General features: G+C 45.3%; 25 protein-coding genes. 8 read left to right on the forward strand and 17 right to left on the reverse strand.

All coding sequences use genetic code 11. The features are described 5' to 3' along the window. Positions 1-33: 33 nt before the first annotated feature. From KFV11_RS07800 to sppA, 5 genes are all read right to left on the reverse strand, one after another. A complete protein-coding gene (locus KFV11_RS07800) occupies positions 34-1,233 on the reverse strand; it encodes an acetate kinase (RefSeq protein WP_425463267.1) in 1,200 nt (399 codons plus the stop codon). A 71-nt stretch (positions 1,234-1,304) separates the two neighbouring features. Continuing rightward, positions 1,305-2,234 (reverse strand): class I SAM-dependent methyltransferase, encoded by a 930-nt coding sequence (locus KFV11_RS07805; RefSeq protein ID WP_149459538.1) that lies wholly within the window; start codon positions 2,232-2,234, stop codon positions 1,305-1,307. A 51-nt stretch (positions 2,235-2,285) separates the two neighbouring features. Continuing rightward, complete coding sequence (gene tpx, locus KFV11_RS07810) at positions 2,286-2,783, reverse strand: thiol peroxidase (protein ID WP_149459537.1); 498 nt, start codon at positions 2,781-2,783, stop codon at positions 2,286-2,288. Positions 2,784-2,887: 104 nt separating this feature from the next. After that, positions 2,888-3,421 carry an RDD family protein gene (locus KFV11_RS07815; protein WP_254249637.1) on the reverse strand — a complete coding sequence of 178 codons (534 nt, stop codon included), beginning with the start codon at positions 3,419-3,421 and terminating at the stop codon, positions 2,888-2,890. 3 nt (positions 3,422-3,424) lie between these two features. Next, entirely contained in the window at positions 3,425-4,429 is a 1,005-nt protein-coding gene (gene sppA / locus KFV11_RS07820; RefSeq protein WP_254249638.1) for a signal peptide peptidase SppA, read from the reverse strand. 86 nt (positions 4,430-4,515) lie between these two features. Between sppA and KFV11_RS07825 the strand changes: the two genes are divergently transcribed. Further along, complete coding sequence (locus tag KFV11_RS07825; RefSeq protein ID WP_149459534.1) at positions 4,516-5,316, forward strand: NAD kinase; 801 nt, start codon at positions 4,516-4,518, stop codon at positions 5,314-5,316. A gap of 40 nt (positions 5,317-5,356) precedes the next feature. Here KFV11_RS07825 and KFV11_RS07830 read toward each other — a convergent pair whose 3' ends face one another. From KFV11_RS07830 to ezrA, 5 genes are all read right to left on the reverse strand, one after another. Next, positions 5,357-6,127 (reverse strand): sulfite exporter TauE/SafE family protein, encoded by a 771-nt coding sequence (locus KFV11_RS07830; protein WP_149459533.1) that lies wholly within the window; start codon positions 6,125-6,127, stop codon positions 5,357-5,359. Positions 6,128-6,163: 36 nt separating this feature from the next. Next, positions 6,164-6,985, reverse strand: a complete 822-nt coding sequence (locus KFV11_RS07835; protein WP_149459532.1) for a glycerophosphodiester phosphodiesterase — start codon at positions 6,983-6,985, stop codon at positions 6,164-6,166. A 12-nt stretch (positions 6,986-6,997) separates the two neighbouring features. Then, a complete protein-coding gene (gene thiI, locus KFV11_RS07840) occupies positions 6,998-8,203 on the reverse strand; it encodes a tRNA uracil 4-sulfurtransferase ThiI (protein WP_149459531.1) in 1,206 nt (401 codons plus the stop codon). Beyond that, entirely contained in the window at positions 8,200-9,336 is a 1,137-nt protein-coding gene (locus KFV11_RS07845; protein ID WP_149459530.1) for a cysteine desulfurase family protein, read from the reverse strand. The genes thiI and KFV11_RS07845 overlap by 4 nt, the downstream gene beginning before the upstream one ends. 135 nt (positions 9,337-9,471) lie before the next feature. Further along, on the reverse strand, positions 9,472-11,172 hold the full coding sequence (gene ezrA / locus KFV11_RS07850) for a septation ring formation regulator EzrA (protein ID WP_149459529.1): 1,701 nt from the start codon (positions 11,170-11,172) through the stop codon (positions 9,472-9,474). A 128-nt stretch (positions 11,173-11,300) separates the two neighbouring features. Here ezrA and KFV11_RS07855 point away from each other — a divergent pair, with 128 nt between their 5' ends. The 4 genes from KFV11_RS07855 (at position 11,301) to KFV11_RS07870 (ending at position 14,750) form a co-directional block, all read left to right on the forward strand. Continuing rightward, positions 11,301-11,777 (forward strand): GAF domain-containing protein, encoded by a 477-nt coding sequence (locus tag KFV11_RS07855; RefSeq protein WP_149459528.1) that lies wholly within the window; start codon positions 11,301-11,303, stop codon positions 11,775-11,777. Positions 11,778-12,073: 296 nt separating this feature from the next. Next, positions 12,074-12,676, forward strand: a complete 603-nt coding sequence (rpsD, locus tag KFV11_RS07860) for a 30S ribosomal protein S4 (protein WP_149459527.1) — start codon at positions 12,074-12,076, stop codon at positions 12,674-12,676. Positions 12,677-12,830: 154 nt separating this feature from the next. After that, positions 12,831-13,280, forward strand: coding sequence for an OsmC family protein (locus KFV11_RS07865; protein ID WP_149459526.1), 450 nt, complete (start codon positions 12,831-12,833; stop codon positions 13,278-13,280). 159 nt (positions 13,281-13,439) lie between these two features. Continuing rightward, positions 13,440-14,750 (forward strand): cation:dicarboxylate symporter family transporter, encoded by a 1,311-nt coding sequence (locus KFV11_RS07870; protein ID WP_149459525.1) that lies wholly within the window; start codon positions 13,440-13,442, stop codon positions 14,748-14,750. A gap of 37 nt (positions 14,751-14,787) precedes the next feature. Here the strand turns inward: KFV11_RS07870 and nagE are convergent, their stop codons facing one another. Continuing rightward, positions 14,788-16,272 carry an N-acetylglucosamine-specific PTS transporter subunit IIBC gene (gene nagE, locus KFV11_RS07875; RefSeq protein WP_149459524.1) on the reverse strand — a complete coding sequence of 495 codons (1,485 nt, stop codon included), beginning with the start codon at positions 16,270-16,272 and terminating at the stop codon, positions 14,788-14,790. A gap of 104 nt (positions 16,273-16,376) precedes the next feature. Then, positions 16,377-17,879 (reverse strand): histidine ammonia-lyase, encoded by a 1,503-nt coding sequence (gene hutH / locus KFV11_RS07880; RefSeq protein WP_254250612.1) that lies wholly within the window; start codon positions 17,877-17,879, stop codon positions 16,377-16,379. Between the two features lie 296 nt (positions 17,880-18,175). Between hutH and KFV11_RS07885 the strand changes: the two genes are divergently transcribed. Next, on the forward strand, positions 18,176-18,394 hold the full coding sequence (locus tag KFV11_RS07885; RefSeq protein ID WP_149459522.1) for a hypothetical protein: 219 nt from the start codon (positions 18,176-18,178) through the stop codon (positions 18,392-18,394). Positions 18,395-18,403: 9 nt separating this feature from the next. On the opposite strand, the gene KFV11_RS07890 is transcribed toward KFV11_RS07885, so the two are convergent. Continuing rightward, entirely contained in the window at positions 18,404-18,829 is a 426-nt protein-coding gene (locus KFV11_RS07890; protein ID WP_149459521.1) for a DUF1801 domain-containing protein, read from the reverse strand. 182 nt (positions 18,830-19,011) lie between these two features. On the opposite strand from KFV11_RS07890, the gene KFV11_RS07895 reads away from it, so the two are divergent. Beyond that, positions 19,012-19,227: a hypothetical protein gene (locus tag KFV11_RS07895; RefSeq protein ID WP_254249639.1), complete on the forward strand. Its 216-nt coding sequence runs from the start codon at positions 19,012-19,014 to the stop codon at positions 19,225-19,227. Positions 19,228-19,266: 39 nt separating this feature from the next. Here the strand turns inward: KFV11_RS07895 and KFV11_RS07900 are convergent, their stop codons facing one another. Further along, positions 19,267-19,875: a lysophospholipid acyltransferase family protein gene (locus KFV11_RS07900; protein WP_149459519.1), complete on the reverse strand. Its 609-nt coding sequence runs from the start codon at positions 19,873-19,875 to the stop codon at positions 19,267-19,269. 165 nt (positions 19,876-20,040) lie between these two features. On the opposite strand from KFV11_RS07900, the gene KFV11_RS07905 reads away from it, so the two are divergent. Further along, on the forward strand, positions 20,041-21,237 hold the full coding sequence (locus tag KFV11_RS07905) for a S1C family serine protease (RefSeq protein ID WP_254249640.1): 1,197 nt from the start codon (positions 20,041-20,043) through the stop codon (positions 21,235-21,237). A gap of 51 nt (positions 21,238-21,288) precedes the next feature. Here KFV11_RS07905 and KFV11_RS07910 read toward each other — a convergent pair whose 3' ends face one another. The 3 genes from KFV11_RS07910 to tyrS form a co-directional block, all read right to left on the reverse strand. Then, positions 21,289-22,155: a TPM domain-containing protein gene (locus tag KFV11_RS07910; RefSeq protein ID WP_254249641.1), complete on the reverse strand. Its 867-nt coding sequence runs from the start codon at positions 22,153-22,155 to the stop codon at positions 21,289-21,291. After that, complete coding sequence (locus tag KFV11_RS07915) at positions 22,155-22,751, reverse strand: LemA family protein (protein WP_254249642.1); 597 nt, start codon at positions 22,749-22,751, stop codon at positions 22,155-22,157. Before KFV11_RS07915 ends, KFV11_RS07910 begins: the two co-directional genes overlap by 1 nt. Positions 22,752-22,828: 77 nt before the next feature. Beyond that, positions 22,829-24,085 carry a tyrosine--tRNA ligase gene (gene tyrS / locus KFV11_RS07920; RefSeq protein ID WP_254249643.1) on the reverse strand — a complete coding sequence of 419 codons (1,257 nt, stop codon included), beginning with the start codon at positions 24,083-24,085 and terminating at the stop codon, positions 22,829-22,831. Positions 24,086-24,249: the final 164 nt, after the last annotated feature.

Here is a 24,249-nt window from a genome sequence, read left to right on the forward strand (position 1 = left end):
ATTTTTGTTTCAACGTTAATTTGAAGCGGTCTTTTAAGCTTCTAAGTGACCGAATTCCATGACGTCACGAGCAATCATGACTTCTTCGTCAGTCGGAATGACCATAACTTTAACCGGTGAATGTGGATAGTTGATGAATGCTTCTTCGCCGCGGAGACCTGTATTCAATCTTGGGTCCCAGTAGACGCCCATAAATTCAAGTCCTTCCAGTACTTTCGCGCGGACGACGTCAGAGTTCTCACCGACACCTGCTGTGAAGATGATAGCATCCAGACCATGCATACGTGTTGCATATGAACCCATATATTTATGGATCCGGCTCGCGAATACTTCCAGTGCTAATGTTGCTCTTTCATCGCCTTCTTGTGCGCCCTGCTCGATATCACGAAGGTCACTTGAAGTGCCTGAAATACCTAATAGTCCTGACTCTTTGTTCAGTACGTCCAGCACTTCTTCTGCAGTCTTTCCTGTCTTCTCCATAATATATGGAATCAGCGCCGGGTCAAGGTTACCTGAACGTGTTCCCATCGTGACACCTGCAAGCGGTGTAAAGCCCATAGACGTATCGACAGATTTACCGCCGTCAATCGCCGCAATAGAGGCACCGTTACCAATGTGGCAGGAAATGACACGCAGCTGTTCAATCGGACGTTCCAGCAGTTCAGCAGCACGTTCTGATACATATTTGTGGCTCGTACCGTGGAAGCCGTATTTACGGATACCGAAGTCTTTATAGTATTGGTACGGCAAGCTGTAAAGATATGATTCTTCAGGCATTGTCTGATGGAATGATGTATCGAACACAGCAACGTGAGGAATGTTCGGCAGCATTTTTCTGAATGCGCGAATACCCATCAAGTTGGCAGGATTGTGCAGCGGTGCAAGATCGCTCAATGATTCAATCTGCTTCTCTACTTCATCCGTGACAAGTGCTGAAGTCGGGAATAACTCTCCGCCGTGCACGACGCGGTGGCCTGTGCCGTCAAGGTCGTTGATATCGTTGATGATGCCGTGTTTCTTCATCTCTTCAAGCATCATGTTGACCGCCTGTTCATGATCTTTAATATCAAGAACCTGCTTAATTTTTTCACCGTTCACTGTAATCGTGAAAATAGAATCTTTCATGCCGATTCTTTCCACAAGACCTTTCGTCACTACTTTTTCTTCAGGCATTTCAAACAGCTGAAATTTCAGTGATGAACTGCCGGCATTAATCGCCATAATTTTCTTCATGATTATCCTCCTCAAAAGTTCTACTTTAATATTAAATCATTAATACAGAAGATTATCAATCATTATAACAGCTACTTTTTATTTCTATTGGATTTAAACCATTCTGTCATTTCATCAAGAAATGACCTCATCTGAAATTCATCTTTAAAATCCGGGATATTGGCTAACAGCACTTCAACGGGCGGCGTTTTCTTACCGCTTTTGCGCTCGAGTATCAGCAGTGATTTACGTGTGGACTCTGTTTTGAATAAACTTGACGGAAAGTTAAGAAATGCCTGCATAATGGTCTCTGTTGCAATAAATTTTTGAAGCTGTTGCACATTATCATGCTCAAACAGCTGACTCGGTACAACGAGAAATGCCAGTCCGCCCGGCTTCAGTGCATGGACTGCCTGCTCTATCAGCAGATGATGGGAGAAGCTGTGGCCCTCTTCAAATCCGAGTGTCATCTGATGGCTGCGCTCGTCCACCGGATAATATCCGACCGGCAGATCGCCGATAATGAGATCCATGTCACTGACAGCAAGCGGCATGATGGCGTCCTGCGGGTAGACATTGAACGGAATCTCCAGGAAGTTCGACAAGTGGACGCTGAGCCTCGCGAGCACCGGGTCCACTTCTACAAGATAATGCGTGAATTTCTTGTCCGGATTCTGCTCATGCACTGTCGCTGATAAATGGCCGGTTCCACTGGTCATATCCAGAAGTTCCGCCTGTTCATCATCACCCATGAACATGCGGACGAGATAACTCACCAAGTAACCGATGCTGTCAGGCGTCATCTGATGATTCGGCTGGATCATCTCTTCTTTCAGCATACTTAAATAAGCGAACTGGAATGCTTTACGACGTTCCACTGTTGTGCTCTGTTCGAGGAGGGCCCGGTCATTCATATAGAGCTCTTCCATACTTAAGCCGAGATTTTCAATAAAGCTGTGCCCATTTTCGAGCTGTAGTTCTTTTGCTTTCTTATCAAGTCTTTCAAACAATTTCTCAATCATAAAGTCATATTTCCTTTCAAATAAAAACTGCCCTCAGTAAGGGCAGCATGATTAAATTGATTTCAAAGCGTCCAGTGCTTTATCGTAGTCCGGATGGTTCGTTCCTTCAGAGACGACTTCTGTATAGACCACTTTGTTGTCTGTATCAAGAACAAATACTGAACGCGCAAGTAAGCGCAGCTCTTCCATGACGACACCATAAGCAGTACCGAACGCCAAATCTTTGTGATCGCTCAATGTCACGACATTATCAAGACCGTGTGCTGCACACCATCTTTTCTGTGCAAATGGTAAGTCTGCAGAAATTGTGATGACCACTGCATTATCGATGCCGGACGCTTCTTCGTTGAAACGTCTTGTCTGCTGGTCACATACGCCTGTATCAAGAGAAGGGACGACGTTGATTAATTTCTTCTTGCCTTCAAAGTCAGCTAACGTGCGCACCGATAAATCGTTTGCGAGCACTGAAAAGTCAGGTGCTGTTGTTCCTTCGGTTACTTGTTCTCCAAGCAATGTGATCGGTGAATCTTTAAATGTGATTTGAGTCATTACAAGTTCCTCCTGAAATATTAGTCGTCTTTAATTTAACATGAAATGTGTTGAAAGCGAACTATTTTGACTGATGCGCCGGAATAATAACGGCTGTAGTGCTGTCAGTTCTCCGCCGGCTGTGCCTGTGTCAGCCGGTCGCGCAGCCGCTCCTGCTCTTCTTTGACGACAATCGTATCGCTCAGCATATCATGGATCCCCTGCCTGCTCGGATTGAACAGCACGACGAGATAGAGCAGATTTACAAAGAAATTGCTGATGTATCTGCCGAACACTTCCCGCACGACCACCTGCGTGAACGTCAGCGGTGTCTGACGGTAGGAGATGACTTTCAGCCCGAGAATCATCTTGCCGATCGTCGCTCTGAAAAACCATGTCATCAGTAAAAAGTACAAAAAATAGACGAGAGCACTAGCAACGTTCCCCGCATTGAATATCGGAACGAGCCAGTAATCACTGGACACATGCAGCAGCGTCATGAGCGGGTCGACGACAATCTGCTTGATGCACCAGATGACAAGCCCGTCAATTAAATAGGCAATGAATCTTCGGCCGAAGCCGGCATGTGTGCTGTACATAATGTCCTGCTCAAATCCGGCAAGGGGCGACGCATAAACCATTTTTTCATTCATCGTCATCACCTACTCCCCGTAAAGATACATCGGCGCTGCGCCTTGACGTTTTGTCAGCAGCTCTTTAATCGTATCCACTTCACTCTGGCCTGTTAACTTAGAGAGCCATGATTTCGCTGCGAATGGATTAGCCCCGAAAATAGAATCCTGCTGATTAAATTCAATGACTTCTGCTTTGTCTGCCTTCATCTCCTGCTTCAACGCAGCAAGTGCATCTTCCTCCAGACCGAGCTGATCAACTAAGCCGTTCTTCTCTGCCTGCAGCCCTGAATAAACCCGTCCGTCCGCCAGTTTCTTAACGTCAGCTGCACTCATCTTTCTGCCGTCTGAGATCACTTTGACAAACTGGCTGTAACTTTCATCGACAAGCGACTGCAGAATCTGACGTTCTGAGGCGTCCATCTCTTTAGTCGGGCTCATGATATCTTTATGTGCACCGCTCTTGATTACATTGAATTTCACGCCGTATTTTTCGGCAAGCTCCTTGTAGTTCATCGACTCCATGATGACGCCAAGCGAGCCTGTCAGCGTCTCTCTTGACGCAAAGATTTTGTCTGCCGGCGTTGAAATATAGTAACCACCGGACGCTGCCACATTTTTCATAGAGACATAGATTTTCTTATTTTTCGCTTTAATCTGTTCCAGCTTATCGTGTATTTCAGCACTTTCGTAAACACCGCCGCCAGGAGAATTGACCACTAACAGCAGCCCTTTAATCGATGAATCGTTCTTAATCTTCTCCAGTTCTTTCATCATCAGCTGATGATTGTAGGAGGCAGCTGAAAACAATGACTGTTCACCAGTATCCTGGATGACCCCGTTCACTTCGACCCGTGCAATTTTATGAGCTGTATCCGTGCCGGAAATCGTTGTCTCCTCGAGTGAATCAGAACTGCCGAGCTGTTTCAGTTCATCAGAGAAGTTCGAGGTAAAGCTGCTCGTAAACAATGAAGAGGCTACAGCAAAAATAAAGAGTGCCGCTGCGATCAGCAGGGCAATGATACGCTTATTCATCTTATCTTCCTTTCAAATGGTTTTATTTACATCTATAATAATAACAGAAAGAAAAACGTTATCATAACCATTAGGGGGAATTTTCCATGAATGCTAGAAATAAGTTTTATTTTTTCACATCACGTGACCCACTGGTCATCGCACAGAAAGATAGCGTGGCAGAACTGGCAGTTGAACATGGTTTTGAAGTGGTTGAACATCCGGATGACGCTGATATCATCGCATCAATCGGCGGGGACGGTGCGTTTCTGCAGGCTGTACGAAAAACGAATTTCCGTCAGGATGCTATCTATGTCGGCATCGCGACAAGCGACCAGAAATACTTGTATTCTGACTTCCATATTGACGATACATCGAACCTCCGTGCAGCAGTGAAAAACGAGACCACTGAAGTGAGACGTTACCCGGTGCTTGAAGTGAACTTGAACAACGAGATGACTTACTACTGTCTGAACGACTTCTACATTAAATCGTCCATCATCAAATCAATGACGATGGATGTCTCCATCGATGCCGTGCCCTTCGAGACGTTCCGTGGTGATGGTCTGCTGATATCAACACCGACCGGTTCGACGGGCTACAACAAGTCACTCGGCGGTGCCGTCGTCGATCCGATGATGAAAAGCATGCAGATGACTGAAATCGCATCACTGAACAACAATAACTACCGGACACTCGGCAGCCCGGTCGTCTTAAGTGACAGCCGTGAGCTGACGCTCAGCCTTGATAAGTCAGGCAACTTCTACCCGATCATGGGACTTGATAATGAGGCATTGTCTATCCAGTATACAGATTTCATCTCTATTAAGATCAGCGAGAAAGTCGTTAAAACATTGAAGATCAAAGAAAATTCGTTCTGGCATAAAGTACAGCGTAACTTCCTGTAGCACAAAAAACGATTAATCCGCCGGATTAATCGTTTTCTGCTTAATGGAAAAAATGAGCGGTGATATAGTCCCATGCATTTTTACTGATGAGCAGCACTGTCACAATGATGAACAGCAGTTTGACATAGGAGACGCCTTTGTTCAATGCAAACTGACTGCCCGCAAAACTGCCGGCCACCATCGACAGTCCCATCGCAAGCCCTACTACATAATCCACTTTCCCAAGATAGATGAAAAGCAGAACTGCACCTAAGTTGGAAGCAAAGTTCAGGAATTTGGCATTGCCCGCCGCCCTTAAAAAATCAAAGCCGATCAACAGCAGACTGAACAGCAGAAAACTCCCTGTCCCGCCTCCTAAAAAACCGTCGTAAAAGCCGATAAAGGCGACGACTACGATAAACAGCACCGACTTAACCGGTGAGAGCTTCTTATAAGTTGTCGTAGAGCCCCAGTCTTTATTGAACAGCGTATAGATCAGGACGAGAGTCAGCATAATGATAACAATCGGTTTCAATAGTGCAGGCGGCAGATAAGTAGCCGTCAATGCACCAAGGATCGACAAAATGAACGACACCGGAAAGAGCCTGCCGACGATATGGAAGTCCACTTTCCCGGAACGGATGAAAGAGACAGTCGATGTCAGTGAACCAAATGAGCTTGCAAGCTTATTCGTGCCGAGCGCCACCGCCGGATTCATTCCCGTGGCAAGCAGTGCCGGAATCGAGATAAGCCCGCCGCCGCCGACTACAGCATCTATAAACGCGGCTAGAAATCCAAAGAAAATCACAATGAGTAATATGTGTAAATCCAAAGTTGTCCCTCATTTCTCTCTATTAAAATGCTCGCTTTATAATTCCGGCTGATTTCCTTCAAATATTTCACTGTTGTCCATGTTAAAAGCGGTCCGCAGCCGGTCGGCGTAATTAGTGAACGCACCGTCTATACCGGCAGCAATAAGCTGCTTCATATCTTCCGGTTCATTCAATGTATAAGGAAAGACAAGGAATCCCAGCTGGTGCATCCGTTTGATCAGCGGCGCATCAAGGTCTTTAATGCTTGGTCCGACCGCATAGACGAACTCATGGATCTTCAGCAGCGCGTCGTCTGTCATCTGACGCAGCACCCCTTTTTTAGTCAGCAGCAGCAGCGGCATCGCCGGTACAAGATGATGCACTTTAATCAGACTCTCCAGGCTGAACGACTGGATGACCGTCTGATTGTTCTGCAGCCGCTCAAGTGACAGCAGGCCATGTTTATCCAGCACTTCGACAAGCCGCTCTTCCATGCCCGGATAAACTTCCGGCGCTTTCGTCTCAATATAATAGTTGACTGCACCGTAACGACCGATGACGTCTTCAAGCGTCGGGATAGTCTGGCCTATAAAGTAGTCGCGCTGCAACTCAGGGAACTGCTTGTTGTACCAGCTGCCGACGTCCAGCTGCTTGATTTCTTTCAGCGTCATTTCTTTGATGACACCGGGCAGTCCACTTGTCCGTTCAACAGTTTCGTCATGCATAATGATGATCTCACCGTCCAGTGTCATTTGAACGTCCAGCTCAATGTAATCAGCTTTCATATCGAACTGACTCATGTCATACGATGAAAATGTGTGCTCCGGCGCATAGCCTGATGCACCGCGATGCGCAATGACCACATTGTTAGTCAGCATTATATTCACTCCTTATAACAAGTCGTTAAAGACAGCGGCTGCTTTTTCTTTCGTGATTGTCATGACTTCAATATTGTCAATCGCTTCAGCAAGCAGCGGCTCAAAGTCAAAGTACCCTTCGAATTTCTCCATTTTATCGAGCCGTGGATTCGTCTTCGGATTTTTCGGTGTAAAGATAGTGCAGCAGTCTTCAAACGGCTGGATGGAAGTTTCAAATGTACCGATTTCTTGCGCCTTGATGATGATGTCCTCTTTATCAAGCGTCAGCAGCGGGCGGAGAATCGGCATCGATGTGACGGCGTTAATGGCATACATGCTGCCGAGTGTCTGGCTCGCGACCTGTCCTAAGTTCTCACCGTTGACTATTGCTTTAGCGTCAATCTGATGCGCCACCTGCTCCGCTATTTTCAGCATCATGCGGCGCGTTGAAGTCATCGTCATGTTTTCCGGAATCACTTTATGGATCGTCTTCTGGATGTCAGTGAACGGTACAAGGTGAAGCTTGATGACGCCTGTCGTCTGAGCCATAATACGGGTCAGTTCAATGACTTTCTGCTTCGCTTCTTCACTGGTGAACGGCGGTGAATGGAAATGAATCGCTTCAATCGTCACGCCGCGTTTCATCACTTCAATCCCTGCGACCGGTGAATCAATGCCGCCGGACAGCATGAGCAGTGTTTTGCCGCCGGTTCCGACTGGCAGTCCGCCTGCCCCTTTAATAACCCGGGAATAAATGTAGACACCTTCTGCTCTGACTTCCACGTGAACCGTGTAATCCGGTTTTTTCACCTGCACTGTCAAATGCTCGGTGTTTTTCAGAATCTCACCGCCGAGCATGCTCTGCAGTTCAAATGTATCATACGGGAACTGCTTATCTGAACGTTTCACGTCGACTTTAAATGTCGCACCTGCTTCATCGATCTCTTTCGCTGCGCCGACCGCTGATTCAATGATATCCGTGATATTCTTTGTCGTGCGCACAACCGGGCTGAGCGACTGAATGCCGAATACTTGAGCGGTCCGGCTCATGACTTCTTCAATGTCTGTACCGGGTTCAAGGTCGATGAACATGCGGTCGCGTTCAGCAATTACATGGTAACCGGTCAGCGGGATTAACGCATACTTCACGTTGCCTTTCAGCTGGCTGATGAACTGATGACGGTTCCCTGTTTTCAATGTCAGTTCACCGTAACGCACTAATACTCTGTTATAATTCATTTATTTAATAACTCCTCTACTTCACTGTATATTTCTTTGAACGCCTCTTTGAACGCCTCAATTTCTTCTACTGTATTATATTTTGACAGTGACAGTCTGACACTGCCGGTAATCGTCGCTTCATCCACATGAAGCGCTGTCAACGTCTCGTTCAGCTTCGCCCGTTTCGATGAGCAGGCACTTGTCGTCGAGATCATAATGCCGCGCCTGCTGAAGGCATTGACAATCACTTCACCTTTAATGCCGACGAATGAGAAATTGACAATGTGCGGCGCGCCGCCTGCCTGAGAGTTCAGCTGAATGCCGGGATACTGCTTGACGAAGCTTTCAATCTCCTGCTTGAACTGATAGAGCCTTGCACGCTGCATCTCCATCTCTTCCATCGCCAGCCGCATCGCTTTGCTCAATGTGACGTTAGCAGCCACATTCGACGTCCCTGACCGGAAACCGTACTCCTGGCCGCCGCCGTACACCGTCTGCGCCAGATTACGCAGCTGATTGACAACAAGCAGCCCCTGTCCTTTCAGGCCATGAAACTTATGGCCGCTCAGACTGAAGCTGTGCACGCCGTCGATGACAAGCGGCACTTTCCCGAATGACTGCACGCAGTCAACATGGAAATGGACCTTCGGATAACGCTTCAATACTTCAGCGATTTCAGCGACCGGCAATACAGCTCCCATCACGTTATTGACATGCATGACAGATACCAATATGACGTCCGGCGACAGCAGTCCTCTGAAGTGGTCCATATCAAAGGCACCATCTTCTTTGAACTTCACATACTTCACCGCAAACCCTTCCTGTTCAAGTCCCCGAATGGTCTCCAGTACAGATGGATGCTCAATTTCCGTCGTAATGATCGTCCGGCCGAATGCTTTCTTCGCCCGTGCCATACCCGTCAATGCCATGTTATTGGATTCAGTCGCACCGCTCGTAAAAACGATGCTCTGCTGATCGAGCTTCAAAATATTTTTGATCTGGCTGCGCGCTTCCTCCTGCAGCTGATTCGTCTCGAGCCCTTTCTCATGCGGACTTGCCGCATTGAAATAAAATGTTTCATTAATCTTTATGAATGCGGACAAAACCGCCGCGTCGGGCTTTGTCGTCGCACAATTATCGAAATATATCATACGTCACCTCTTCAATATTGTAATACTATACCATAAATATAGAACCCCGGATATATTTAGTCATACTCCGAAAACTCTTACAACTTCAACGGAAAAACTCCGGATGAAGTACTCATCCGAAGTTCTTTTGATAGGTCAGTCATTCAGTTGATGGACACGCTGCTCAATTTTTTCAGTAGCACCGGGTTCCACACGTTCAATGGCGGCTTCTGCGATTTCTACCGCACGTTTATAGCGGTTGTTGCTGAACAGACGCTCGGCTTCATTGAGGTCTTTGTTGACATCAGAACGGTCTTTTCTGTAGCGGTTGCCGTATTGTATCAACGCTTCTGCATATCTTGCATTATCCAGTACATCAAACGCTTCCTGTTCAAACGTATTCATCGCCACCAGCACTTTGTTCACTTTGTCACGGACGTACTCGACGTTCATCGGACGTTTATTGAACAAGCCGTGCACTTCACGTGTCTCCACATCAATTTCATTCTTCATGATAATGAACCGTTCCGGCACACTTGAAAGGTTGGATGCGAGTAACCGGCGGAATACTTCTTCTTTCCGGCTCTGGATCTTCAGCGTATGCTGCTGTGCTTCACGCTCGTATTCGCGCAGCGCCGTCAAGTGATGCTGAATCTTCTCCTGATTGTCGTTGATGACAGCGACATGATCTTTAATGTACTGAAGATTATCTTCCACTTCAGAATAGCGGACGGCAGACTTCGCCATCTCACTGAGTATTTCGTCATAAATGCCGATCAGACTTTGGATTTCATTATCGTACTGTCTGACTTTCTGGATATCTTCTTCATTAATATGATAGTTTTCTTTCACGTACTCTATTTCAGTGCGCAGTGTATAGTTCATATCTTTTGCATAGAACAACTCATCAGTGATGATTTCCCGCGATTTTTCAACGTTATTTTTCGCTTTCACTTCTATTTCAACGAGTTCCAGCATTTCATCAAGTGCCGTATTGATTTCACCGATCAGTTCCTCAGCTTCATCCAGCTGCAGTCTTGCAATCAATGGTTCTACGAGATTAAGTTTACCTTTTAATGTCTGCAGACTGCTGTCTACTTTGACGTGATCAAGGTTGTAACCTTCAACTTTTAAGTCGCGGCAGCCGTACCGGACATCCTGGAACTGGCCCGGCAGTTCTTTCTGGACATCACGGATCAGCAGCGGAATCTCATCCATATCTTCTTTCAGACGCGTCATCTGCTCGTGAAGTTCTGTAATCTGCAGATGCGCTGTGTCGTAGTTTCCTTCATTAGCGTACTGCACATACTCTTCAATGCGCGGCGCAAATAATTCGATATTATCTTCCAGTGGTTTTGCAGCTTCGCCGTATTGATGACGGTTAGCAAGGACATCCCGCTTAGCTTCGCGGTAAATCGTCCGGCAGTCCTCATATTTCATCTGATCTGCTTTCGCGCCGCCTACATAGCTCGAAATATCAGTGGTCACATTGCTATATTTCTTCTCAATCTGATCAAGAATTTGATGACTTTCGTTTACTTTGTCCTCGCTCAAAGAAAATTTAAATTTATCAAGTGCTTCATCTGCATCATTGATTGTCAATTCTACAGCTTTAATATCTTCAGTCAGAACGGTCTGCCATTCACGTTTCCATTTTTCAAAGCGCATGCCTGCTTCACCTTTAACAGTCAGTTGTTTCACTTTCACCAGCTGATCCTGAAAAGGCAGCGCCTTTACTTCCTCTTTACGCGCTTCCACTTGTTCGAGAGCAGCGCGTTTCTGATTACGTTTATAAAATAAAATACCGACAGCAATAAGCAGCAGTATAACAACCAGCACGATGATATATAATGTCATAAATAATCTTCCCTCCAACCTGTTAAATTATATTATAACTTAAAAAAGGGCCTCAAAAAACATTTTCTTGTGAAAAATATAGCAAATGATTAAAATAGGACTATCCAACATAGAAGAGGTGTTTATATATGTTTCAGCCAGGTCAGCTTCAAGATTATAAAGCTCTAAATACAGCGCTTGATCATCTGCTTGCAGGTGAAGATGACATTATCAGCCACTTAGCTAATGCCAGCAGTCTGCTTAACTACTTTCTCGACAACGTTAACTGGGTGGGATTTTATACGATGAAAAACGGTCAGCTGCAGCTCGGACCGTTCCAGGGACTTCCTGCCTGCGTTACTATACCACTCGGCCGCGGTGTCTGTGGTACTGCCGTCAGTGAGGACAAAGTGATGCGCGTAGCTGATGTCCATACATTCCCTGGACACATTGCATGCGATGCCAACTCAAAATCAGAGATCGTCATTCCAGTTCACGTGGACGGCGAAGTGTTCGGTGTACTGGACATTGATGCACCGATAGCAGACAGATTTACAGCAGAAGATGAGGCAGGGCTGCTTGAATTTGTAAGTGTCCTTGAGCAGCATCTCAAGACAGCCGCATAACAAGTGCCGGTACCGTGAGGAGTGGGTTCGGGAAGTTACGACCGATATTTGTGTTTTATCGCTCATAACTTACTCACTATATACTTATTGACATTCATAACTATCCTCTATATAATAGACGAATGTGAATAAACGAGAGTAGCGGATAAATATTGAGACGCTCTATGGTGTCCCCATAGCTGGCGTGCTGCGTAACCAAAGCTAACAGGCGAAGGCACGGAAAGACACTATATCGGCCTCGAGCATTTATCATTATTTTTGTTTTTCGCGAAAAAAACAAAAGGAGGAGTCAACTTATGGCTCGTTTTACAGGTTCAACTTGGAAAAAATCTCGTCGTTTAGGTATCTCATTAAGCGGCACTGGCAAGGAACTCGAAAGACGCCCTTACGCACCAGGACAACACGGTCCTAACCAACGTAAAAAATTATCTGAGTACGGTCTTCAATTACAGGAGAAACAAAAACTTCGTTACATGTACGGTATCAACGAACGTCAATTCCGCACAATCTTTGATCGTGCCGGCAAAATGAAAGGTATTCACGGTGCTAACTTCATGGCATTGTTAGCTTCTCGTTTAGATGCAGTTGTTTATCAGCTAGGTTTAGCGCGTACACGTCGTCAAGCCCGTCAGTTAGTTAACCACGGTCACATCTTAGTAGACGGCAAACGTGTAGATATTCCATCTTACACATTAAAAGCTGGTCAAGTAATCACAGTCCGTGAAAAATCACAAAAATTAGATATTATCGCTGAATCAGTCGAGTTATCTAACCACGTACCTGACTACTTAACTTTCAACGCTGATACTTTAGAAGGTACATTCGTACGTACACCAGAACGTTCTGAATTATCTGCTGAAATCAACGAACAGTTAATCGTCGAGTACTACTCACGTTAATAAAATTAAACCTCCAGAATATTCTGGAGGTTTTTTTGTTTGCACTGATGACATTAAAAGTGTTTTCTTCCTATTTAGAAGATAGAAGATTTAATGAGTTGAAATTCTGGCTTATTTGCTTCATGCTGATTAAAAACACTTGAAGGAGACGGACATGAAACATAGATTTAACGGTCATGCACAGTTTACCGGCGGCTACGAAGCAGCCGGCCGGCTGACGACTGATAACTTAAACACTCAAATATCGATTCCAGGTGCGATGGGCGGTGCTGATGTCGGGACTAATCCTGATGAACTGCTGCTCGGTGCTGCCACCACATGCTTCATCATTACGCTTTCTGTCATGTTTAAACGGCATGGCTTAACGCTTGCTGATCTGAATGTCAAGTCGACAGCAGTCGTCGATGTCACAGACGGTGTATTCACTTATGAAGCGATTCATTATGACGTCACTATCGATACGACTGCGCCAGAAGACAGGCGGAGCTTAATCACAAGATTCGTTCACAAGTCAGAAGCCAGCTGCATGATCACCCGGGCACTGGCCGGCAATGTCGATGTCATCATAGATGATATTACAATTAACTTTATCGAAGAATCATGAGAACAGCGGACTGCGTCTATGCAGTCCGCTGTTTTGTATCATACTCATATCAAATTTATGTCAGCTATTCTCTGCAGTCAATTCGTCGGCATTAAAATCTGATTGACTTTAAAGAATAAAAGCAATATTATGAAAAAATACGGAGAAAAGAGGGATGAAATGAGTTCAGTAACACAAATTCAAAAACCAAAACGTAGAAGAGGTATCAGCCTCCCTACTCAAATTTTAATTGCACTGATACTTGGGGTAGTAGTGGGTGCACTATTACACGGACGCACAGATTTAGTCAACTATATACAGCCGTTTGGTGATATTTTCCTTCACCTGATCAAAATGATTGTTGTACCTATCGTCTTTGCTTCACTTGTAATTTCTATTGCAGGTGCGGGCGATATGAAAACTGTCGGTCGCTATGGCTGGAAGACACTGCTGTACTTTGAAGTGATCACAACGATTGCCATCGGACTTGGTATTATTTTTGCCAACATCTTTAAACCAGGTGCCGGCATCGATGCTTCAAAGCTGCCTAAAGGCGACGTATCAAAATATACGACGAATGCGGAAGCGGCTGCACACTCCACTTATGGTAACCATATCATTGATACAATTGTCGGCATTATCCCGACGAACATCATGCAGTCAATGGCTGAAGGACAGTTACTGCCGGTTATTTTCTTTTCAGTATTTTTCGGTCTCGGCTTAGCAGCGATCGGCAAAAAAGGAGAACCTGTCAAAGCTTTCTTTGAAGGATTTCTTGACATCATCTTCTGGATGACCAATCAAATCATGAAATACGCGCCGATCGGTGTATTCGCTTTTATCTGTGTCACGGTCATCAACTTCGGCCTCGGCGCATTAATTCCATTGATGAAGCTGGCACTTGTCGTCGGAGGCTCGATGGTCTTCTTCATCATCGTCGTGCTGGGCGGTGTGGCAGCGATATGTAAGATCAACATCTTCCACTTGCTGAGAATTCTGAAGGATGAATTACTGCTGGCCTTCTCTACTTCAAGTTCAGAGACGGTACTGCCTGTTATTATGGATAAGATGGAGAAATTCGGGGCACCGAAAGAAATCGTTTCTTTCGTCGTGCCGACGGGATATACATTCAACCTGGACGGCTCAGCGCTGTACCAGTCAATCGCAGCACTGTTCATTGCGCAGATGTATGGTGTCCACTTGTCCATCACACAGCAGTTAGTACTGTTATTCACATTGATGCTGACATCTAAAGGGATGGCTGCTGTACCAGGAACATCCATCGTCGTCCTGATCACGACACTGACAGCGATGAATATCCATCCAGAAGGACTCGCGCTTATCATCGGGATCGACAGAATACTTGATATGATGCGTACCGTCGTCAACGTGGTCGGTAACTCATTATCAACATTAGTCATCGCGCGCTGGGAGAACCGTCTGGATTACGAAAAAGGACGCAAATATTACGAAAGCTTCGCTAAAAAATAAAAAGGCTGGAATCATTAGATTCCAGCTTTTTTATTTTTTATTTTAAATGATGCTCGACAGCATCGGCCACCTGCTGAACATGAGTGCCAATAATTACTTGAGCATTCTTCTGTCCAGTTTTAATGACACCGGCTGATCCAGCCTGCTTCAGCAGCTGCTCATCAACCAGTCGATTATTCTTCAGTTCAAACCTAAGACGCGTCGCACAGTTCGTCATATGCTCGATGTTTGACGGGCCGCCTACGCCTTGAATAACACGCTGCGCTAAAGCATCGTATTTATTGGAAGATAAGTTATCAGCGGTCACTTCATCAGCTGGCCCTACTTCGTCACCTTCACTTAACGCCATAGCGGCAATCTCTTCGTCACTTTCGCGGCCAGGTGTCTTAATATCAAGCACTTTAATAGCAAAGCGGAAAATAATATAGTACAGCGCAAAGTAGATGACGCCGAGCACTAGTAACATCAATGGATGGTTCGCATTAGGATTTTTTAAAGATAACAGATAGTCAATGAATCCTGCGCTGAATCCGAAGCCCGCTGTCCAGTGGAACGACGCTGCAATGAACATTGACAGCCCTGTCAGCACGGCATGAACGAAGTACAGTGCGGGGGCGACAAACATAAAGGCGAACTCAACCGGCTCAGTCACACCTGTCAGGAACGCGGATACTGCACCTGCAAGAAAAATACCGGCAACCGCTTTTTTGCGTGCTGACTTCGCTGAATGATACATCGCAAGAGCTGCACCTGGCACCCCGAACATCATGACTGGGAAGAAACCAGCCTGATACATGCCGGTAACACCTTTAACAGCATCTTTGCTCTGGAATTTCTTAATATCATCAATCCCGGCGACGTCAAACCAGAACACTGTGTTCAAAGCATGGTGAAGACCGACTGGAATGAGCAGCCGATTGAAGAAACCGAATAATCCGGCACCTACTGCCCCGAGTCCTAACATCCATTCACCGAAACTGACTAACGCACCGAATACAAACGGCCATACAAATAGCAGCACTAATGATAGCAGCATCGCAAAAAACGATACTAAAATAGGGACGAGTCGTCTGCCGCTGAAGAATGCAAGAGCAGCGGGCAGCTCTGTCTGATGGAACTTGTTAAATGTCCATGCTGCAATTAATCCGACAAGAATACCGACAAAGACATTGTCAATTTTCTCAAACCCCTTGTTTACTTGCTCAGGTGCTATTCCCATCAAGTTCGCAACTGATGCAGTGGACAACACGGTCGTCACAACCATAAAGCCGACGACTGCGGCAAGGGCGGCTGCACCGTCTTTTGACTTACTCATCCCGAGTGCAACCCCGATAGCAAACAGCATGCCTAAATGATCAAGAATCGCTGAACCTGCTTTAATCAGGAATCCAGCGACAGGATTATTCGCGCCCCAACCGGTCGGATCGATCCAGTAACCAATTCCGAGCAGCAAGGCAGCAGCTGGCAGCACCGCTACCGGCAGCATCAGACTGCGGCCGATACGCTGTAAAAATGAAAACATAAAAAAAACCTCCCTTAATTAAGTGTATATTGATTATATCAGTGATTAAGAATGAATCCTACACAATAAAAGCAGGAACTAAAAATTAGTTCCTGCCGGATGACTTATGCCTTGTAAGCGTCCTGTCTTAAGTAAGCTGCCGCTTCTGCTATATCTTTATAAAACTGTCTATCTTCTGTGACAGACGGAATAAATGCTCTATATTCGTCAAACTTCTTCTTCGTCTTCAGCGACAGTCGGTCTGCACCTTTCAGTTCGGCTGCCTGCAGCGCGATGATACATTCAATCGCAAGAACGTTACGCGTATTCTCAAGCATCATATAACCATGACGTGATGCAATAGTGCCCATTGATACGTGGTCTTCCTGGTTGGCTGAAGATGGAATAGAATCAACGCTTGCCGGATGCGCGAGTGTCTTGTTCTCAGAGACAAGGCTTGCTGCCGCATACTGCATAATCATCATACCGCTCTGAAGTCCGGGTTCCGGGCTTAAAAATGCCGGCAGACCACCGTTCAGCTGCGGATTGACTAACCGTTCAATCCGCCGTTCAGAGACGCTGGCCAGTTCGCTGATACCGAGCTTCAAATAATCAAGCGCAAATGCGACCGGCTGACCGTGGAAGTTGCCGCCTGAGATCACTAATGTCTCATCATTCTGATCAAAAATCAGTGGATTATCATTTGCCGCATTCATCTCTTTTTCAAGGACTTCTTTAACATGGCGGAACACTTGGAAGCTCGCCCCATGAATCTGCGGGATGCAGCGCAGTGAATAAGCATCCTGGACACGTACTTCACCTTGTCTTGTTGTAAGTTTTGAGCCTTCCAGCCAGTCAAGCATTCTTGCCGCTACTGCTGTCTGCTCTTGAGAATTACGCACGATGTGGACATTCTCATGATACGCATCCGTAATACCGTTCAGTGCCTGATGAGTCAGTGCCGCAATCCATTCTGCCTGGTAACCGATGCTTTCTGCTTCTATGTAACTGATAACGCCCTGAGCTGTCATCGCCTGCGTGCCGTTGATCAAGGCGAGCCCTTCTTTCGCCTGCAGCTTCAGTGCCGGGCGCTCCAGATGCACGAGGACAGCTGCACTGTCTGTTTCTTCACCTTGATAATAGACACGTCCTTCACCGATCAGTGCCAGTGCCAAGTGAGATAATGGTGCCAGGTCACCGGACGCACCGAGTGAGCCCTGGCCCGGAATGACCGGAATAATGCGTTGGTTAATAAAGAATACCAGCTGCTCGACAAGTTCTGCAGTCACACCGGAATGGCCTTTCAGCATCGTGTTCAGACGCAGTATCATCATCACAAGGGCTACATCCTGCGAGAATGGTTTACCGACACCACAGGCATGCGACCGGATCAGATTCACCTGCAGCTGATTATACTGTGTCTCCTCGATCAATACATCACTAAATAAACCAAATCCTGTTGTAATACCATAAATGGTTTCACGTTCATTGATAATCCGTTCGACGATTTTCCGGCTCGCTTTGACGCGCTCGACAGCTTCATCAGCAACAATTACAGACCCCTTATCTGCAATAAACTGACGCACCTGATCAATAGTTAAATGCTCTCCAGTCAATAATAATTCCATCATAAAATTCCCCTTTGCTGATTGGTCACTACAACACAGATTATACGCACTGACACAGACAGTTTCAATGAAGAAACCGGCAGCGGAATGCGTCAAGAGTTGCAGCCGATAATAGAATATTTTCTATTCATATATACATGTAATTGGAAAATGCATATAAATATTTTTACTATCTTGTAATTGACTATCAGTCATGATACACTTTAATTAATTAATTATATCAATTTAACCATAAATATGCTTTCGTAGGTTATTGCTCTATAATTCACATTATTATAAAATTAAGGGTGATAATATTGAGATGCCTCAAACATTTATTTAGTGGCAAACTTACTGCATATCAAATCGCGACAGCCACAGGTATCGAAATAGATACTATTACTGATCTGGCAGCAAAAAAGCTGAGTTTAGAAAATATCGATCAAGCGGCTTATAATAAACTGCTCGATCTTGAAACCAGTCTTTTTACTTCAGAAGCTGACCAGGAACAGTCAACAAATGAGACAAGTGCTTAAGCACTTGTCTCATTTTTTCGGCTCGTAGGCAGTAGTTAAATATTGAATGGACGCGAGAATGAGGTCATGCAGCACTTCTTCATCAATATCATTGACTTCCTTTATATAAAGGCATGATTTTCCCCTTCTATATTTACCGAGCTGTTTCAGCTGTTTTCCACCTTTACTGTTCACAGCGGCCAAATAAAGATTGATTTTCGTTTTTTTTAATGCGAAGGCTACAAGAGGAGCATCCCCTTCAAACTTTTCTTCAATCATATAGTGGTATTTACCGAAACCTACCATTGACGGACCCCACATTCTCGGTTCAAAACCAGACGCCTGTTCAAATATTTTAAGCAGTTGATAGGCATCTTTTTTTCTTTTGACATCTGTCATTTGAGAGATGAAATGGTTTACATCTGTATGTCTCTGCTGATTCAGGCCATCACTCATTCATTTTCCCCTTTTTGATGAATTATACTATATATTCAGAATATTTAATATATATGATGTCATTTTTGTCTGACATTAAGCTAAAAAAATAAATCTTTATGCCCTCTGATGTTTAACTTCTCCGAAAAAAAGGTACTAGTATAAAAAAGATACTTAAACCAAATACAAAAGGGGTGGGCATGATGCCAACTATCTTACTAAAAGCATCTCATCCGACTTCATATGTTAACGACACAAGATTCCAGCTGATAGATGAAAAAGAAAAAAACAGTTGTTTGAATTTATACAGAGACCAGTCAAAAGCTGTAGCAAAGAAAACGAATAGACAACACGTCATCAAGTTAGAATTTATTTATCCGGATGAGTACACAGAGACAATCGTAATGAAGGCATATTAAATAACAGCACTGGATTGATCAATCCGGTGCTGTTATTCGTTAGTTCTTATTTTCAAGATCAAGGCTCAGCTGGTTCATTCTCATCTCAAGTTCAGCAGTGATCATATCAATGGCTTCACTTTTTTTATAGTCCGCTAAATAATCTTGCGGATGGATAGGCTGACCAAACTTGATAAATGTTTTAGTCCCCCGCTTAAATAATTCTTTGAATGTGGACACACCTTTATAGCTCGCCGGAACGATTGGTGCTTTGCCGAGTACAGCAATAGTAGCGGCGCCGCGTTTCACTGGTGCGCCGGCTTGTCGTGATCCTGCTGGAAACATCCCGATAGTCTTTCCTTGATTCAGCAGTTTCACAGGGATTTTCAACGTTGACGGCCCCGGGTTGTCACGGTTCACAGGAAAGGCATTCGTATTCGTGAAAAACCATTTCAGAAACTTATTCTTGAACAGCTCCTGCTTCGCCATATAATTGATCTCATTTGGATAAACGGCTATAGCAAGAATAACGATTTCCACCATGCTCGTATGTGTGCACGTCACTACATAGCGGGAATCCGCCGGCAGATTTTTCTTGTCAATGATTTTCACTTTGCGAAGCAGTACTTTCAGGACTAAATATAAGAGCGTTGCTATCGGTTTATACATGATTGACACCTCTATTTTAGAAATCTATAGCTACGACTCTATTTTACCATAGCAGCAAGTAAGTCAACTGATACTTTTAGATAATTTTCATTTTATTTTCATAATTAAATGATAAAAATAATAATAACACTCATTATAAAAACAGTAATGCAGGAGGTCTTTTTTATGTCAAACTTTGAAGAGCATGAACAGCAGTATACAGCGCCCTATGCACAGCAGCCCGTAAAACGTAAAAGCGCCTTTCCACAGGCACTGCTCGGCGGCGTCCTCGGCTCTGCTCTGACGATAGGTGCGATGCAGCTGCCTTTTATCAATCATACGTCAAATGATGGCGGCACTGTCACGACTACTAACAGTAAAGATTATAATTTATCAAAAACATCAGCGAACAGCAGTTTCGCTGATACCATCGATAAGATCTCACCGGCAATTGTCGGGGTCATCAATATGCAAAAAGCAAGCAGTAACCCGTTCAGTCCTTCACAGAGCACAGAAGAAGAGACTGGGACAGGGTCAGGTGTCATTTATCAGGCCGCTGACAATGTGTCCTATATTGTGACAAATAATCACGTTGTAGAAGGCGCTTCTGACATTAAAGTCCAGCTGTCAACGGGAAAACAGTATGATGCAGAGCTGATCGGTACAGATGCCCTGACAGATATTGCCGTGCTGAAAGTGAAAGGCAATCTTCATATAACGCCTGTTCCGTTCGGCGACTCATCCAGTATTAGAACCGGAGATACAGTGTATGCCATCGGTAATCCGCTCGGTCTTGATTTCGCGAATAGTGTGACCGAAGGGATTGTCAGCGCTAAGGAACGGACAATGGACGTCTCGACTTCTGCCGGAACGTCATCTGTTAAAGCGATTCAGACAGACGCAGCCATTAATCCCGGTAATTCAGGGGGCGCTCTGCTTAATACAAAAGGGCAATTAATCGGCATCAATTCAATGAAAATTTCTTCCACAGAAGTAGAAGGTATCGGCTTCGCCATTCCAGCGAACGATGTCAAAACCATCATCAAACAAATCGTCAAAAACGGTAAAGTCATCAGACCATACATGGGTCTTGCCTTAACGAGTGCTGACTCTATTCCGACGCAGTACTTGCAGGAGATGGGTATCAGCTCCAATAAAGGCGTCATCGTCGCTCAGACAGATGACTACGCAGGAAAAGTATTCAATGAAGGCGATTTAATCACAAAAGTGGATAATCAAGCTGTTGCTTCTGACAGTGAACTTAAATCCTATATTTATCAGAATAAGAAGTCAGGAGATACAGTGAAGTTCACGATTGTGAGAGGCGGCCATACTAAAGATGTGGAACTGATGCTCCGCAGCACAAAAGATCAGACAAACTAATCACAACACAAAAACGGAAATCCATGTTGGATTTCCGTTTTTGTGTTGTGATTAGAAGCCGCGTCCTGCGCCACCGCCGCCGAAGCCGCCACCGCCAAAGCCGCCACCGCCGAAGCCGCCATCGCCGAATCCTCCTGACGAGAATCCACCGCCAAAGCCGCCGCCTGTCGGGAAGAAAATAACTGGTCCGATACCGCCTCGTCTACGGCCGCCTCGACCGCCGCCGCCTCCTCCTCTAAAGAAAATGGAGAAGATCAAGTAAAGAAAGAACAATGTAATCAAAATCTGAAAGACACTGAATGAATGGCCGGAACTTGTTGTCTGCATCGGTTGTTCCCGCGTAAACTTACTGCCATCATAGCCGTATGAATCAGCAATTTCCTGCCATACAGCTTTGTACAGCTTAGTCATTGCCTGACCATACAGCTGTTTAGCTTCAGCACTTTCACCTTTTGGGTCGAGTGCCACCGCCTGGCGCAGATCAGGCATCGCGTACTTGTCAATCAGCGCCCCGACTTTAGCATCATTCAGCACACCTTCAAGCCCATAACCTACCTGCACTTCGATACCACGGTTTTTAAATTCATTGCCATTGTCCAGATTCAGCAGAATGACAATTCCGTTGTTTTTGTCCTTCTGTCCGACACCGTATTCACGCCCTGCTCTTAGTGCGTAGTCAGCGCGGTTTTCCTGACCGATGGACGGCATTGTCATTAAAAGTATTTCTGCAGTCGTCCCTTGTTCTAGCCGATTACCCAGCTCATTGATTTCTGAAACTTGTGTACCGGACAACAATGAGGCATTGTCCTGAGTGTACACAGGCTGCTTAAGCTTAGGCAGAGGTTCAGCTGCACTCGCCTCATTCAGCGGTAACAAAGCACTGACGATAATCGCGAAGATTAACGCGATTTTGTTCATTAATTGCTATCCTTACTGTTTGTATCAAAATTAACGTCCGGTGCATTTTGTGCAGCACTGTCTGATTTAAAGAGATCTCGTTCTCTGAAACCTGTCAGACCAGCGACAATACTTCCCGGGAAACGTTTGACGACTTTGTTGTATTCTGTCGCCTTATCATTGTAGTCACGACGTGAAACAGCGATACGGTTCTCAGTACCTGCAAGTTCATCACGCAGTCCTGTGAACTGTGTATCAGCTTTCAGTTCAGGATAAGCTTCACTGATAGCAATCAGACGGCCTAATGCAGAAGTCATCTCAGCATTGGCTTCAGATTTTTCTTTAATCGTACCATTTTGAGTAGCTCCTGCTAATTTAGAGCGGGCATCTGCCACTGATTTGAAGACATCTTCTTCATGCTTCGCGTAACCTTTCACTGTTTCTACAAGGTTAGGAATCAGATCCAGACGGCGCTGCAAGTTAACATCGATATCCGATTCTGCCTTATCCACATCCTGGCTTAAATCCACCAGTCTGTTATAAGGCCCGATCAGCATACTGCCGAGCACAAGCAGGACTGCAGCAATCGCAATAATAGGTAATAAAAGTTTTCTCATATTGTTACTCCTTTATATTTAATGTTCTACATTAATACTCACTACCCAAAAAAGACTGGCAGTAACCAGTCTTCTCACTAATTAAAAGTCACCATGAAATATTTCTTCTTACCGCGGCGGATAATCATGAACTCGTCATCAATCTTATCACTGTCGCCGACTTCATAGCTGACATCTGTCTGCTTCTCGCCGTTGATTGAAATGGCACCGTTTGTAATGTCTTCCCGCGCCTGACGTTTACTCGGTGAGATGCCTGCTTCTACAAGCAGCTCAACTAAGTCTGCCGCTGCTGTAACCGTCGACTGCGGCACATCTTTGAACCCTTCACGGATTTCCGCAGCAGACAGTGCAGCTAAGTCTCCTTTGAATAACGCCTCTGTAATACGCACAGCGTCCGAGAGCGCTGCTTCATCGTGGACAAGCTTCGTCACTTCTTCAGCAAGTTTTCTTTGGGCAAGACGTAGATGCGGTTCCTGTTCGACTGATTGCTCAAGTGCATCAATTTCGTCGTGAGATAAGAATGTGAAGTACTTCAAGTATTTAATGACGTCCGCATCCGGTGTGTTGATCCAGAACTGGTAGAACTCATAAGGAGATGTCTTTGTTCTATCAAGCCATACTGCACCGCTTTCAGATTTCCCGAACTTTTTGCCGTCAGATTTTGTGACGAGCGGAATCGTCATCCCGTATGCTTCAACTTCGCCGTACATGCGGCGCATCAGTTCAATTCCAGATGTAATATTCCCCCACTGGTCAGAGCCGCCGATCTGCAGCTTCACGTTATGCTCTTTGTTCAGATGACCGAAGTCGATTGCCTGAAGAATGGTATAAGTGAATTCAGTATAGGAAATACCCCCTTCAAGACGTGACTGAATACTGTCTTTAGCAAGCATGTAGTTGACACCGACATGTTTACCGTAGTCGCGGAGAAATGTCAGCAGGTCAATCTGACCGAGCCAGTCTTTATTGTTCACGCGGACCGCACCGTTCCCTCCAGTAAAATCAAACAGCTGCTCCATCTGTCTGTTAATGCCGTCAACGTTCTGCTGCACCATTTCAGGTGTCTGCAGCACACGTTCGTCTGAACGGCCGGACGGATCACCGATCATTCCTGTACCGCCGCCGATCAGTACAACCGGACGGTGTCCGTGCTGCTGAAATCTCTTTAACGTTAAAAAGGGCAGTAGATGACCGATATGCAGGCTGTCCGCTGTCGGGTCAGCCCCGCAGTATAGACTGACAGATTCCTTGTTCAACAGTTCTTCCATGGCTTCTGGATGTGTCTCCTGATAAATTAACCCTCTCCAGCGTAAATCTTCTAATAATGCGTTCATATATAATCCTCCTTGTTATGATAAAAATAAAAAGCACCCCTACGCCGAAACGTAAGGGTGCTTGACTGCACGGTACCACCATACTTATGATTGCTCATCACTTATTCGATGAGACGGTCATCGTCCGTCAGACCTTATGCCAGGTGTATTCATAAATGAGATTT

It is taken from the genome of Macrococcus equipercicus, assembly GCF_024205945.1.
Lineage (GTDB): Bacteria > Bacillota > Bacilli > Staphylococcales > Staphylococcaceae > Macrococcus > Macrococcus equipercicus.

What these genes read in the sequence shown, in the direction of transcription:
- tyrS (WP_254249643.1), bottom strand. Translation starts at nt 24,085, where the DNA reads ATGAACGCATTATTAGAAGATTTACGCTGGAGAGGGTTAATTTATCAG.
- KFV11_RS07890 (WP_149459521.1), bottom strand. Translation starts at nt 18,829, where the DNA reads ATGAGTGATGGCCTGAATCAGCAGAGACATACAGATGTAAACCATTTC.
- KFV11_RS07845 (WP_149459530.1), bottom strand. Translation starts at nt 9,336, where the DNA reads ATGATATATTTCGATAATTGTGCGACGACAAAGCCCGACGCGGCGGTT.
- tpx (WP_149459537.1), bottom strand. Translation starts at nt 2,783, where the DNA reads ATGACTCAAATCACATTTAAAGATTCACCGATCACATTGCTTGGAGAA.
- KFV11_RS07895 (WP_254249639.1), top strand. Translation starts at nt 19,012, where the DNA reads ATGCCAACTATCTTACTAAAAGCATCTCATCCGACTTCATATGTTAAC.
- KFV11_RS07900 (WP_149459519.1), bottom strand. Translation starts at nt 19,875, where the DNA reads ATGTATAAACCGATAGCAACGCTCTTATATTTAGTCCTGAAAGTACTG.
- hutH (WP_254250612.1), bottom strand. Translation starts at nt 17,879, where the DNA reads ATGGAATTATTATTGACTGGAGAGCATTTAACTATTGATCAGGTGCGT.
- nagE (WP_149459524.1), bottom strand. Translation starts at nt 16,272, where the DNA reads ATGTTTTCATTTTTACAGCGTATCGGCCGCAGTCTGATGCTGCCGGTA.
- KFV11_RS07905 (WP_254249640.1), top strand. Translation starts at nt 20,041, where the DNA reads ATGTCAAACTTTGAAGAGCATGAACAGCAGTATACAGCGCCCTATGCA.
- sppA (WP_254249638.1), bottom strand. Translation starts at nt 4,429, where the DNA reads ATGAATAAGCGTATCATTGCCCTGCTGATCGCAGCGGCACTCTTTATT.
- KFV11_RS07910 (WP_254249641.1), bottom strand. Translation starts at nt 22,155, where the DNA reads ATGAACAAAATCGCGTTAATCTTCGCGATTATCGTCAGTGCTTTGTTA.
- KFV11_RS07855 (WP_149459528.1), top strand. Translation starts at nt 11,301, where the DNA reads ATGTTTCAGCCAGGTCAGCTTCAAGATTATAAAGCTCTAAATACAGCG.
- KFV11_RS07835 (WP_149459532.1), bottom strand. Translation starts at nt 6,985, where the DNA reads ATGCTGACTAACAATGTGGTCATTGCGCATCGCGGTGCATCAGGCTAT.
- KFV11_RS07815 (WP_254249637.1), bottom strand. Translation starts at nt 3,421, where the DNA reads ATGACGATGAATGAAAAAATGGTTTATGCGTCGCCCCTTGCCGGATTT.
- KFV11_RS07825 (WP_149459534.1), top strand. Translation starts at nt 4,516, where the DNA reads ATGAATGCTAGAAATAAGTTTTATTTTTTCACATCACGTGACCCACTG.
- KFV11_RS07865 (WP_149459526.1), top strand. Translation starts at nt 12,831, where the DNA reads ATGAAACATAGATTTAACGGTCATGCACAGTTTACCGGCGGCTACGAA.
- KFV11_RS07800 (WP_425463267.1), bottom strand. Translation starts at nt 1,233, where the DNA reads ATGAAGAAAATTATGGCGATTAATGCCGGCAGTTCATCACTGAAATTT.
- rpsD (WP_149459527.1), top strand. Translation starts at nt 12,074, where the DNA reads ATGGCTCGTTTTACAGGTTCAACTTGGAAAAAATCTCGTCGTTTAGGT.
- KFV11_RS07805 (WP_149459538.1), bottom strand. Translation starts at nt 2,234, where the DNA reads ATGATTGAGAAATTGTTTGAAAGACTTGATAAGAAAGCAAAAGAACTA.
- KFV11_RS07915 (WP_254249642.1), bottom strand. Translation starts at nt 22,751, where the DNA reads ATGAGAAAACTTTTATTACCTATTATTGCGATTGCTGCAGTCCTGCTT.
- KFV11_RS07870 (WP_149459525.1), top strand. Translation starts at nt 13,440, where the DNA reads ATGAGTTCAGTAACACAAATTCAAAAACCAAAACGTAGAAGAGGTATC.
- ezrA (WP_149459529.1), bottom strand. Translation starts at nt 11,172, where the DNA reads ATGACATTATATATCATCGTGCTGGTTGTTATACTGCTGCTTATTGCT.
- thiI (WP_149459531.1), bottom strand. Translation starts at nt 8,203, where the DNA reads ATGAATTATAACAGAGTATTAGTGCGTTACGGTGAACTGACATTGAAA.